Source organism: Bifidobacterium asteroides, assembly GCF_048001765.1.
GTDB classification, from domain to species: Bacteria; Actinomycetota; Actinomycetes; order Actinomycetales; family Bifidobacteriaceae; genus Bombiscardovia; species Bombiscardovia asteroides_K.
In genome coordinates this window covers 1214245-1226562 of record NZ_CP181447.1, presented here as the reverse complement: position 1 = coordinate 1226562, position 12318 = coordinate 1214245, and the positions used below count along the sequence as shown (strand labels likewise).

11 protein-coding genes and 1 tRNA gene are annotated in these 12318 nt (G+C 61.9%); 9 read left to right on the top strand and 3 right to left on the bottom strand.

The genetic code is table 11. From position 1 onward, the window contains the following. The first annotated feature begins 155 nt into the window (after positions 1 to 155). Entirely contained in the window at positions 156 to 776 is a 621-nt protein-coding gene (locus ACNAOV_RS04835; protein WP_045935472.1) for a CarD family transcriptional regulator, read from the top strand. A 14-nt stretch (positions 777 to 790) separates the two neighbouring features. Next, complete coding sequence (gene ispF, locus ACNAOV_RS04830; protein ID WP_416516823.1) at positions 791 to 1270, top strand: 2-C-methyl-D-erythritol 2,4-cyclodiphosphate synthase; 480 nt, start codon at positions 791 to 793, stop codon at positions 1268 to 1270. A gap of 6 nt (positions 1271 to 1276) precedes the next feature. Here the strand turns inward: ispF and ACNAOV_RS04825 are convergent, their stop codons facing one another. Both ACNAOV_RS04825 and ACNAOV_RS04820 read right to left on the bottom strand, forming a co-directional pair. Next, on the bottom strand, positions 1277 to 2104 hold the full coding sequence (locus ACNAOV_RS04825; protein WP_416516822.1) for a metal ABC transporter permease: 828 nt from the start codon (positions 2102 to 2104) through the stop codon (positions 1277 to 1279). Then, on the bottom strand, positions 2101 to 2976 hold the full coding sequence (locus tag ACNAOV_RS04820) for an ABC transporter ATP-binding protein (RefSeq protein ID WP_416516821.1): 876 nt from the start codon (positions 2974 to 2976) through the stop codon (positions 2101 to 2103). The genes ACNAOV_RS04825 and ACNAOV_RS04820 overlap by 4 nt, the downstream gene beginning before the upstream one ends. Positions 2977 to 3207: 231 nt before the next feature. Between ACNAOV_RS04820 and ACNAOV_RS04815 the strand changes: the two genes are divergently transcribed. The 6 genes from ACNAOV_RS04815 to pyk all read left to right on the top strand — a co-directional run bounded on the left by ACNAOV_RS04815 (position 3208) and on the right by pyk (position 11333). Further along, positions 3208 to 4128, top strand: coding sequence for a bifunctional methylenetetrahydrofolate dehydrogenase/methenyltetrahydrofolate cyclohydrolase (locus ACNAOV_RS04815; RefSeq protein WP_416518152.1), 921 nt, complete (start codon positions 3208 to 3210; stop codon positions 4126 to 4128). A gap of 102 nt (positions 4129 to 4230) precedes the next feature. Beyond that, positions 4231 to 5736, top strand: coding sequence for a 30S ribosomal protein S1 (rpsA, locus tag ACNAOV_RS04810; protein ID WP_110413025.1), 1506 nt, complete (start codon positions 4231 to 4233; stop codon positions 5734 to 5736). Between the two features lie 86 nt (positions 5737 to 5822). After that, positions 5823 to 6455, top strand: coding sequence for a dephospho-CoA kinase (coaE, locus tag ACNAOV_RS04805; RefSeq protein ID WP_416516820.1), 633 nt, complete (start codon positions 5823 to 5825; stop codon positions 6453 to 6455). A 37-nt stretch (positions 6456 to 6492) separates the two neighbouring features. Continuing rightward, positions 6493 to 8604: an excinuclease ABC subunit UvrB gene (gene uvrB, locus ACNAOV_RS04800; RefSeq protein WP_416516819.1), complete on the top strand. Its 2112-nt coding sequence runs from the start codon at positions 6493 to 6495 to the stop codon at positions 8602 to 8604. A 173-nt stretch (positions 8605 to 8777) separates the two neighbouring features. Next, positions 8778 to 9776 (top strand): TerC family protein, encoded by a 999-nt coding sequence (locus tag ACNAOV_RS04795; RefSeq protein ID WP_416516818.1) that lies wholly within the window; start codon positions 8778 to 8780, stop codon positions 9774 to 9776. 114 nt (positions 9777 to 9890) lie between these two features. After that, the gene (gene pyk, locus ACNAOV_RS04790; RefSeq protein ID WP_416516817.1) at positions 9891 to 11333 is read left to right on the top strand and encodes a pyruvate kinase; all 1443 of its coding nucleotides are present in this window, start codon (positions 9891 to 9893) and stop codon (positions 11331 to 11333) included. A 153-nt stretch (positions 11334 to 11486) separates the two neighbouring features. Here pyk and ACNAOV_RS04785 read toward each other — a convergent pair whose 3' ends face one another. Continuing rightward, the gene (locus ACNAOV_RS04785) at positions 11487 to 12080 is read right to left on the bottom strand and encodes an NUDIX domain-containing protein (protein ID WP_024627356.1); all 594 of its coding nucleotides are present in this window, start codon (positions 12078 to 12080) and stop codon (positions 11487 to 11489) included. A gap of 121 nt (positions 12081 to 12201) precedes the next feature. Here ACNAOV_RS04785 and ACNAOV_RS04780 point away from each other — a divergent pair. Continuing rightward, a tRNA-Leu gene (locus tag ACNAOV_RS04780) sits at positions 12202 to 12275 on the top strand. Positions 12276 to 12318 lie beyond the last annotated feature (43 nt).

Genomic DNA, 12318 nt, shown 5'->3' with positions numbered 1-12318 from the left:
ATTCGTTCCACCACCGTCGTTTCTTCCAGAATAGTCTTCAGAGCCTCCAGGGGAAGTGTGCTCGCAGAGAATCGCGTCGCCTCCGAGCCCCGTCGGCAAGTCCATGCGCAATGACATTATTATATGGTATTTTATCGACTCGTTCTGGAGGACATATGGGTTACAAGGTCGGTGACATGGTCGTCTATCCGCGTCATGGGGCCGCCAGGGTGGATGCCATCACCGAACGGACAGTCAAGGGCGTCACCCGCAAGTACCTGCAGCTGTCCGTGCTCTCCTCTGATGGGCTGGTCATTAACGTCCCCGTCGAGAACGCGGCCAAGGTGGGTGTCAGGGACATCGTCGACGCCAAGGCGGTGGCCAAGGTCTTCGAGATCCTGCGTACCCCGGTGGTCGAGGAGAAGGAGATGAACTGGTCCCGCCGTTACAAGCTGAATGTGGAGAAGATCGCCACCGGCGAGGTCAACAAGATCGCCGAGGTGGTGCGCGACCTCTCCCAGCGCGACGTGGACGAACATGGGCTGTCGGCGGGCGAGAAGCGGATGCTGATCAAGGCCCGCAAGATCCTGACCTCCGAGATTGCCCTGTCCGAGAAGCTGGACGAGGACGAGGCCCAGCGTCTGCTGGACGTCAACCTGGGTTATGCGGAGCCCATGCCCGGTGACGACAAGCACCATACCAAATCCCCCAAGGAGCCGGCTTCCAAGACCCTGGCACGGGTGGCCCAGGAGGCCGCCAAGAACAAGGGCAAGGGTAAGACCAAGGCCAAGCGCTGAGGTCGGGACTGGTCATGGGCCATCCAAGCGTCGGACTGGGTTTTGACGCGCATCGCTTCGATCCAACTGGTGAGCGTCCCCTCTGGCTGGCCTGCCTGTCCTGGAATGACGGAACCCCCGGCCTGCTGGGAGATTCTGACGGCGATGTAGCCGCCCATGCGCTGATTGATGCCGTCCTGTCAGCCGCCGGCCTGGGCGATATCGGCACCCTGTTCGGCCTGGGAGCACAGGCCCCCGGAGCGGGAATGCACGGGGCGGCCATGCTGGAGAAGACCATGGACAGCCTGCATGAGCACGGTCGCAGGTTGCTCAACGCCTCCCTGGTCATCGTCGGCCAGCGCCCCAGAATTTCCTCCCGCCGTCACCTGGCCCAGCAAGCCATGAGCCAGGCCGTCGGGGCACCGGTTCGGCTGACCGCCACCACCACTGATGGCATGGGCTTTACCGGTCACGACGAGGGCATCGCCGTCATGGCCACTGCGCTGGTGGACTGACCGGCATCAGGCGCGCAGGGCCGCCCATCCCTTGGCCAGAGCCCAGAAGAGGGTGGAGAGGGTCACGATGATGAAGCTTGGAGGAGCCGGCACCATGGCTGAAATCACCAGGCCTCCCCAGATGGAAGCCAGGCAGATCAGTCCCGACAGGAGCATGGCCCGTAGGGGAGAGGCTACCAGGATGTTGGCCGTGGCCGCCGGGGTGACGACCAGGGCGAAGATGAGCAGGGTCCCCACAGCTGGTACGGCGATGGTGATGACCCCGGCCATGATGGCCATGAAGGTCAGGTTCATCAGCCCGATGGGCACGCCGCGGGCCTGTGCCACCTGCTCATCCAGGGAACTGAAGAGCAGAGGTCGGTAGATCAGGGCCAACAGGATCAGCAGGATTGCATCGAAAATGATGAAGCCGATGACCTGCCCCCGGGTGATGGTCAGGATGGATCCGAAGAGGATGGCCTGCATCTGCTGGGAGGCCGAACTGGACATCCTGGCGAAGAAGAGTCCCAGGCCGGTGGCGAAGGCCAGGACCGTGCCCGTGGCGATCTCCCTCTGGGAGGCCCGTTTGCCTAGGGCTCCGATGACCAGCGCCCCTCCCAGGGCGAACAGGCCCATGCCGGCAGAGACAGGCAGCCCCAGCAGGACGGCTCCAGTGGCGCCGGGCAGGCCGATATGGGCCAGGGCGTGGGCGGCGAAGGTGGAGTGTCTGGCGATGGTGAAGTAGCCCATGGCTCCGGCGGCCACGGCGATGCACAATCCAGCCACCATGGCGTTGCGCATGAAGGGGGCCGCGAGGATCTCCATCCAATGGGGGTCGAAGACTGGTGTGGTCATGAGGTCCTTTCCCGGTCCGTCCCGTGCAGGCGGGCCACCTGGCTGGGTTGGTAGCGATTGTGGACGGGTCCGATCGGCTCGTCCATGTCGGGGGCCACGAACATGTCCCCCTGGGGAGTGGTGACCACCTCCACCTTGGTGCCGTAGAGGTGGGTGAGCAGGTCCGAGTCCAGCACGTCGTCCATGCGGGCGTAGTGGGGGTGTCCGTCCAGCAGGTAGACCGCCCCGGTCAGCACAGGCAGCAGCATGTTCAGGTCATGGGCCACCACCTGGATGGTCATGCCCAGACGGCTGTTGAGCTGTGCCAGCAGGTGGACGGTGGCGCGCTGCCCGGCCAGGTCCAGATTGGCCAGGGGCTCGTCAAGCATGAGCAGATCAGGATCGCAGACCAGGGCCTGGGCTATGGCCACCCGCTGGCGCAGGCCTCCGGAGAGCTGGGAGAGGCGCAGGTGGGCCCTGTCCTCCACGCCGACGAAGCGCATGGCCTTTCTGGCGCGCTCGCGGTCCTGCCGGGTGACGGGGTGGATGCCGAAGCGGGTGCCGGTCAGCCCCAGCAGGACGGACTGTTCGGCTGTCAGATTGGAGTCGATGTCCGAGGTATAACTCTGCGGCACGTAGCCGATACGGTCGTTGGCCTGGCCGGCCGGCTGCCCCAGGACCTGCAGACTGCCGGCATCCAGGGGGAGCAGACCCAGCTCGGCCTGCATCATGCTGGTCTTGCCGGTGCCGTTGGTGCCCACGATGGCGGTCACGGTCCCCGATGGAATGGTGAAGGTCCCCTCCGACCAGATCAGTCGACCGGATCTGCGGATAGCGGCATGGTCGAAGACGATGCAGGCCTGCTTGGATGTTCTATCCGTGTCCGTATCCATGACGTCCTTTCCGGCAGGGATCCGCAATGCAACCAAGGATTCAAAACGGTAATCCTGCTCTTATTGAGCATGATTCTCATTATCGCTGTGGACGGGACAGCGCGCAACCTGGTCAGCCAAGTCTTCCCGTACCGGCTCCTGGACGGTGGTTCCAGTCGGAGAGGAATCTGCGCTAGTCTGGCTCAGACGACTTCGACAAGGGTTTGTGCCCGCTTGGATGATGGAGATGTATTGACTGCAGTGAAACTGGACGGAAAAGCGGCGGCTGCGGAACTCAAGGAGGACCTGCGCGCTCGTGTGGCGAGGCTGACGGCCATGGGACGCACTCCTGGCCTGGGGACCATTCTGGTGGGGGATGACCCCGGTTCGCTCAAGTATGTAGAGGGCAAGCACCGGGATTGCCGCGAGGTAGGCATTCGGTCCATCCGAGTGGATTTGCCTGCTGATGCCGGTAAGGAGCGGATTCTCGCTGCGGTGGACCAGCTCAACCAGGATCCTGACTGCACCGGCTACATCGTCCAGCTGCCCCTGCCCGATGGCGTGGATCCCACTGAGGTCATCGAGCGCATCGATCCGGCCAAGGACGCCGACGGCATGCATCCTTACAACCTGGGCCAGCTGGTTCTGCATACCGACGGCCGGGTGCAGACCCCCCTGCCCTGCACTCCGCGGGGAATCCTGTACCTGCTGGACCATTACGGGATTGACCTGACCGGCAAGGAGGTCTGCGTGTTGGGCCGAGGACTGACCGTGGGCCGCACCATCGGGCTGCTTCTGACCAACCGCGGGGTTGATGCCACCGTGACGCTTTGCCATACCCGCACCAAAGATGTTGATGCCCACCTGCGCATGGCTGACGTAATCATCGCAGCCGTGGGCCGGGCAGGGCTGGTTGGCCCGGATCAGGTTCGCCAGGGTGCTGTCCTGGTGGATGTAGGCGTCTCCCGGATCTGGGATCAGCAGGAGGGGCGCTGGCGGATCAAGGGCGACATCGACCCGGCCGCCAGGCTGTCTGCATCCGCCTACACGCCCAATCCCGGCGGGGTGGGGCCCATGACCCGGGCCATGCTCCTGGTCAATGTGGTCGAATCCGCTGAGCGGGCCGCAGGAATCCCTGCCGGCGACACGCCCGAGGCTCCCCGGCGACAATGACCGTGGTGTCTCCTATCATGGAGAATGTTCGCGCCCGCCGGCGGGAACGCATAACTCAATACGGAAAAATATCCACCAACTATACAAGAAACAATTTAATTAATGGCAGAGAACAAGAAGGAAGTCCCCCAGGTCGCGGTCAATGACATCGGGTCCGAGGAAGACTTCATCAAGGCAGTCGATTCCACCATCAAGAACTTCGACGATGGGGATCTGGTCGAGGGGACGGTCGTTAAGATCGACCATGACGAGGTTCTGCTGGACATCGGCTACAAGACCGAGGGTGTGATTCCCTCCCGCGAGCTTTCCATCAAGAAGGATGTCGATCCCGACGACGTGGTCCAGGTCGGTGACACCATCGAGGCTCTGGTCGTCACCAAGGAGGACAAGGAAGGTCGTCTGATCCTGTCCAAGAAGCGTGCCCAGTACGAGCGTGCCTGGGGCGACATCGAGAAGATCAAGGAGGCTGACGGGGTCGTCGAGGGCACCGTCATCGAGGCCGTCAAGGGCGGACTCATCGTCGACATCGGCCTGCGTGGCTTCCTGCCCGCATCCCTGGTCGAGATGCGCCGCGTGCGCGACCTGTCTCCCTACATCGGGCAGAAGATCAAGGCCAAGATCCTGGAGCTGGACAAGAACCGCAACAACGTGGTCCTCTCCCGCCGCCAGTACCTGGAGGAGACCCAGTCCGAGGTGCGCGAGACCTTCATGGCCCAGCTCAAGAAGGGCCAGATCCGCGAGGGCACGGTCAGCTCCATCGTCAACTTCGGCGCCTTCGTCGACCTGGGCGGTGTGGACGGCCTGATCCACGTCTCCGAGCTCTCCTGGAAGCACATCGATCACCCCAGCGAGGTCGTCAAGGTGGGCGACAAGGTCACCGTCGAGGTGCTGGATGTCGATATGGACCGCGAGCGCATCTCGCTGTCCCTGAAGGCCACCCAGGAAGATCCTTGGCAGCGCTTCGCCCGGACCCATGTGCCAGGACAGATCGTCAAGGGCAAGGTCACCAAGATTGTGCAGTTCGGCGTCTTCGTCTCCGTCGAGGACGGCATCGAGGGCCTGGTCCACATCTCCGAGCTGGCCAACCGCCACGTGGAGAACCCCGAGACCGTGGTCAAGCAGGGCGAGGAGATTTTCGTCAAGGTCATCGACGTCGACCTGGATCGCCGCCGTATCTCCCTGTCCCTCAAGCAGGCCGATGACTCCGTCGACCCGACCTCCGAGGACTTCGATCCGGCCATCTACGGCATGCCTGCCGAGTACGACGAGGACGGCAACTACAAGTACCCCGAGGGCTTCGACCCCGAGACCAACGAGTGGATCGCCGGCTACGAGAAGCAGCGCGAGGAGTGGGAGTCCCAGTATGCGGCCGCCCACGACCTCTGGGAGCAGCACAAGGCCTTCGTGGCCAAGGAGCTGGAGAACGCCGAGGCTTCGGCCGCCGAGGACAGCCGGTCCTCCCAGGCGCCTGCCGCCGGTTCTCACTCCCACCGTCAGAGCTCCGAGGAGACCACCAACTACAGCTCGGAGTCCAGCTCCGAGGGCACCTTGGCCTCCGACGACCAGCTGGCCGCCCTGCGCGAGCAGCTGCTCAAGGAAAAGAAGTGAGCATTAAGTAGTGAATGGAGGGGTCCGGCCTCGGTCGGGCCCCTCCATTTGTATGTGCCGCCATAAGGTATATGCGGGAGGTCTGGATGATACGTGTGGGATTGACCGGCGGGATAGCAGCCGGCAAGAGCACGGTGGCGGCTCGGCTGGCTCAGGACGGGGCCAGGATCATCGATTACGACAGGCTCTCCCACGAGGTCATCGCTCCGGGCGGACCGGGAGTTCGGTCCGTCCTGGAGCGGTTCGGAGCAGACTTCGGGGACGGACATGGGGGAGTGGACAGGTCAGCCCTGGCTGCACGGGTCTTCGGAGGGCCGACGGCTGACCGGGACCGCAGGGACCTGGACGAGATCATCCATCCGCTGGTCTATGACCTGGCCGCCAAGGCCGAGCAGCCCTGGCTGGAGGGTTCCGAGGTGGTGGTCCATGAGGTGCCTCTGCTGACCGAGGTGCGATCAGCCATACCTTTTCATTTCGACAGGGTTCTGCTGGTAGAGGCCCCCAGCCAGGTGAGGATTGCGCGCATGGTGAATCAGCGGCATATGACCACGAGTCAGGCTGTTGAGCGCATCGGCTCCCAGACCAACAGCAGTGCGCGACGCGCTCAGGCCGACCTGCTGGTGGACGGGTCCCAGCCTATCGAACAAATGTTCGAGTCTGTTGATAGAATATATAAAGAGTTGAAGGCCTTGGCCAAGGGATTCTCGCACCGTGACTGACGGCCTCGGCGAATGACGCATCCTGGAAGGGAGTTTCATGGGGTTCAACATTGAGCGGATCAATAAGCCCTTCGTGGTCAAGTCTCCCTACAAGCCCTCCGGCGACCAGCCAGAGGCCATCGAGGAACTGGCTACGCGGATCGAGAATGGTGAGAATGATGTGGTGCTCATGGGCGCCACCGGCACCGGCAAGACCGCGACCACGGCCTGGCTGATCGAGCGCCTGCAGCGGCCCACTCTGATTCTGGAGCCCAACAAGACCCTGGCCGCCCAGCTCTGCGCCGAGTTCCGCGAACTCATGCCAGACAATGCGGTCTCCTACTTCGTCTCCTACTACGACTACTACCAGCCTGAGGCCTATATCCCTCAAACTGATACCTACATCGAGAAGGACTCCAACATCAACGACGACGTGGAGCGGCTACGGCACGCCGCCACGGCCAACCTGCTGACCAGGCGGGACTGCGTGGTGGTGGCCACCGTCTCCTGCATCTATGGCCTGGGCACGCCCGAGGAGTACGCCGGACGCATGCTCTTCCTGCACGAGGGGGACCGGATCAACCGGGACGACCTGCTGCGCAAGTTCGTGGACATGCAGTACAAGCGCAACGACATCGCCTTCACCCGAGGCACCTTCCGCGTGCGCGGCGACACGGTCGAAATCATCCCCGTCTATGAGGAGCTGGCCGTCCGTATCGAATTCTTCGGTGATGAGATCGACCGCATCTCCACCCTGCACCCACTGACCGGGGACGAAATCGCCCATGAGAGCTCCGTTCACATCTTCCCTGCCTCCCACTATGTGGCCGGTCCCGAGCGGATGGAGCGCGCCCTGAAGACCATCAAGGAGGAGCTGGACTGGCGTGTGGGCCAGCTGCGCAAGCAGGGCAAGGAGCTGGAGGCCCAGCGACTGACCATGCGCACCACCTATGATCTGGAGATGCTCACCCAGATCGGCACCTGCTCCGGAGTGGAGAACTACTCCCGCCACTTCGACGGGCGCGAACCCGGGACACCGCCCCACACCCTGCTGGACTTCTTCCCCGACGATTTCCTGCTGGTCATCGACGAGTCCCACGTGACCGTTCCCCAGATCGGAGCCATGTACGAGGGGGATGCCAGCCGCAAGCGGACCCTGGTCGAACATGGCTTCCGACTGCCCTCGGCCATGGACAACCGTCCGCTGAAGTGGCCCGAGTTTCTTGACAAGGTGGGCCAGACCGTCTACCTGTCGGCTACACCTGGCGACTATGAAATGGGCCTGTCCGACGGTGTGGTGGAGCAGGTCATCAGGCCCACCGGCCTCCTGGATCCCGAGGTGGAGGTCAGGCCTGTCAAGGGTCAGGTGGACGACCTTCTGGACGAGATCAAAACCCGGGTGGATCGCCATGAGCGGGTCCTGGTGACCACGCTGACCAAGAAGATGGCCGAGGACCTGACCGACTATTTGCTGGAACGCGACATCAAGGTGGAGTATCTGCACTCTGACGTGGACACCCTGCGGAGGGTGGAACTTCTGCGCGAGCTGCGTGAGGGCAAGATCGACGTCATCGTGGGCATCAACCTCCTGCGCGAGGGTCTGGACCTGCCCGAGGTCTCCCTGGTGGCCATTCTGGATGCGGACAAGGAAGGCTTCCTGCGCTCCTACCGCTCACTGATCCAGACCATCGGCCGTGCGGCCAGGAACGTGTCCGGCAAGGTCATCATGTACGCGGATGAGGTCACCGACTCCATGGACAAGGCCATCAGCGAGACCAACCGTCGCCGGGCCAAGCAGATCGCCTACAACAAGGAGCACGGAGTGGATCCCAAGCCGTTGATCAAGAAGATCAGCGACGTCAACGACATGCTGGCCAAGGAAGACGTGGACACCCAGACCCTGCTGGCGGGCGGCTACCGCAATGCCAACAAGGCCGGCAACTCCCACCTGGGTGTGCCCCTCTACGACAAGGAGGAGGCCGACAAGCGGCATCAGGAGATCCTCCAGGCCGGTCTGCCGGCACAGGACCTTGCCGACCTGATCCGTCAGCTGAGCGACCAGATGCACACGGCTGCACAACAGCTGCAGTTCGAGCTCGCTGCCCGTCTGCGCGACGAGATCAAGGATCTGAAGAAGGAGCTGCGGCAGATGACCGAGGCCAAAAAGTAAGTCCGGCCCTTGGCCCGGAGCCCTTGGTTAGTGGCCTGCCCCGGCCATGTTTCGGGTCTGTGATGTCAGGCAAGAGCATCGCAGACCCGCTTTCCGGAGCGCCGTCCGTAAGGATTCCCAGACATGCGGACGAGAGATGAGCACGTCATATCTTGCCGCTAAAGTCTGGTGGTATGTCCGAGACACCTCTGCCGTTCATGGTTGTGAGCCTGGTTGTGCTTGCCGTCTTCTTCGTGGTCGATCTTCTGGTGATCGGGCGGCGTCCGCATGTGCCATCGACCGGCGAATGTGTGAGGCATATTGGCTTCTTTGTGGTCATGGCCTTGATTTTCGGTGCGCTGATCTGGAAGGTGGCAGGATCCAAGCCGGCCATCGAGTTCTACTCGGGCTGGCTGACCGAGTACTCGCTCAGCATCGACAACCTCTTTGTCTTCGTCATCATTATGGGCAATTTCGCTGTGCCCCTGCGGCTTCAGCGCTATGTGCTCAGCGTCGGCATCACCATCGCCCTGCTGCTGCGCGGTGTCTTCATCCTGGCCGGAACGGCGCTGATTACCCGCTTCACCTGGGTCTTCTTCATTTTCGGCTTCTTTCTGCTCTATACCGCCTGGAACATGGTCTCCAGCCGTGGCGAGAAGGAGGAGTACCACGAGAACGGGCTTATCAGGGTGCTGCGCCGGGTCATTCCCATTACCAGCCATTACGACGGTGAGCATCTGCGGACCACCTTTGAGGGTAAGCGCTACTTCACACCCATGCTGGTGGTTTTCCTGGCCATCGGCACCACTGATGTCATGTTCGCCTTCGACTCCATTCCGGCCATCTTTGGACTGACCAAGGATCCCTTCATCGTCTTCACGTCAAATGTCTTCGCCTTGCTGGGCCTTCAGCAGCTCTACTTCCTGTTGGGATCCCTGCTGGACAAGCTGGAGTATCTGCCCCTGGGGCTGTCTGTGGTCCTGGCCTTCATCGGAGTCAAGCTGATCTTGGAGGCCCTGCACGGCAACACTTTGCCCTTTATCAATGGAGGACAGCCCCTGGAAGCCGTGCCGGAGATACCGACCTGGGCATCCCTGCTGGTCATAGTCCTGGCCATCGGCATAGCCGCCCTGGCCTCGGTGCTCAAGAGCCGCCATCAGTCCCTTGAATCAGCTTCACAGGGAGCAAAGTGATTAACAATCCCTTGAGCCACAAGGATTGTTAGCGCTAACGGGAAATACTGGTTCCCATCGGCTTGAGTCTGTACAATGGAACGGTAAGTGATACAAAGAACAGGCAGGTAGCATATGCGCAAAGCCAAGATCGTCGATACCATCGGGCCGGCTTCGGAGTCGTTGGATAACATCACCAAGCTGGTCAGGGCCGGCATGGATGTGGCCAGGCTCAACCGGTCCCACGGCACCCCCGAAGATCACCTCAAGGTTTACAACAACGTGCGTCAGGCCAGCAAGGAGACTGGACGCAACGTGGCGGTCCTGGTCGATCTGCAGGGTCCCAAGATTCGTTGTGGCTGGTTCAAGAAGAACGAGCAGGGCGAAGACAAGGTCATCCTCAAGGAGGGCCAGGAGTTCACCATCACCACCGACGATGTCGAGGGTGACGAACACATGACCTCCACGACTTTCAAGGGTCTGCCCGGGGACTGCCATCCCGGCGATCCCATCCTGATCGATGATGGCAAGGTCCGTCTGGAGGTCACCAAGGTCGAGGGCAACCAGGTCCACACCAAGGTGGTCGTGGCTGGCCCGGTTTCTTCCCACAAGGGCATCAACCTGCCCGGCGTGGCCGTGAGCCTGCCGGCACTGACCCCCAAGGACGAGGAGGACCTGCGCTGGGGCATCCGCACCGGCGCCGATATCATCGCCATGTCCTTCGTCCGCTTTGCCACCGACATCGACCGCGCCCATGAGATCATGGACGAGGAGGGTCGCCGCATCCCCATCGTGGCCAAGATCGAGAAGCCCCAGGCCGTTGAGAACCTTGAGGAGATCGTCAAGGCCTTCGACGGCATCATGGTGGCCCGCGGCGACATGGCCGTGGAGATGCCCTTCGAGCAGGTCCCCTTGGTGACCAAGCGTTGCATCGAGCTGGCCCGTCAGTATGCCAAGCCGGTCATCGTCGCCACTGAGGTCCTGGGCTCCATGGTTCATTCGCCCATCCCCAGCCGCGCCGAGGCCTCCGACTGCGCAAACGCCGTCCTGGACGGCGCCGATGCCACCATGACCTCCAACGAGACCGCCGTGGGCGACTACCCCGACACCACTGTCTCCACCATGGCCCGGATCTCCGAGTACGCCACCACCCACGGGTTTGACCGCATCCCGGATATGCACAACCTGGACATGTCCAACTCCGGTGCCGTCTCCTCCGCCGCCGTGGATCTGGCTGACAAGATCAACGCCAAGGCCATCGTGGCCTTTACTCAGACCGGCAACACCGTGCACCGCGTCTCCCGTGAGCGTCCTGCTGCCCCCATCTACGCACTGACCACCGATGAGCACACCTATCATTGGCTGGCTCTGAGCTGGGGCACCGAGGCTTTCATGTGCGAACAGGACTACCACGACTTCAACCGTGCAGGCCTCATGGCCTTTGTGGACGCCACCCTGAAGAAGCAGAGCAAGGTCTCCGACGGTGACTGCCTGGTGGTGCTCAGCAGCGCCCAGGGCGAGTATGAGCCAGGAAACACCGACTGCATCTACGTGCACACAGTGGGTGCCAACGACTGATTCTCCCGACTGCTGCCTGACTGTCGACTGAGTCAGTCAGGCAGCTGGTCCGTTAGGGTCATTCAGCACTGACACAGCAAAGAACCGGTGGTCTTTCCCCGCCTAACAAGGTAGGGGGACAGGTCACCGGTTCGTTGTGTGAGGGTTCCTGCCTCAGTGCAGGTCGGACAGTCCGATCTTGGCCCGAAGGATGGCAATGGTGGTCTTGGCATCCAGTATGGTTCCTGCGATCACCATGTCGTAGGCCTCATCCACAGTGAAGAGCCGCACATTTTGATGGGGGGTCTCTGGCGCCAGGCTGGCAGGCTGGACCGGGGTTAGGCCCTCGGCATAGAAGAGGGTGGTGTGCTGCGTGGAGAAGCTGGGGGTGTTGATGAACCTTGCGAACTGGTTAAAGGAGGCAGCCTTGTACCCGGCCTCCTCGCGCAGTCGTCTGGTGGCTACATCGATGGGGGCTTCTTTATCGTTGAGCGGATGGCCGGCCGGCAGCTCAAGGGTCCAACGGTGGGTGGGCAGGCGGTACTGCTCGACCAAGGGTATCCTCCCGTCGTCGGTGATGGCCAGGACGGCGATGGTGTCCCCATGCTTCTCGCTGACGATGCTGCGATCGAAGGTCTGATTGTCGCTGGATTCAAAGGTGACCCTGTCGACGCTGAAGTAGTGGCTGTCCATAATTTGCTTGCGGGCCTTCTCCTGGACGGGGGAGGTGCGCCAAGGATCGAACCGTCGATAGATCTGAGTGGTCATCATGCTCTCCTTCGACTGCTGATGTGCCTGTATACATAACTGTCTTCATTCTAAGGCAGATTCAACACGAATAACCTTGCGTCGTCGCCAAAGTATGGTAGATTCTCTGTGGTAATGAAAAGCCCCCGTATCCCAATTGGTAGAGGAAACGGCCTCAAAATCCGTGCAGTGTGAGTTCGAGTCTCACCGGGGGCACGATAAAGCGAACCCCATCCGTCATTCATCGGTTTCCGGTGAA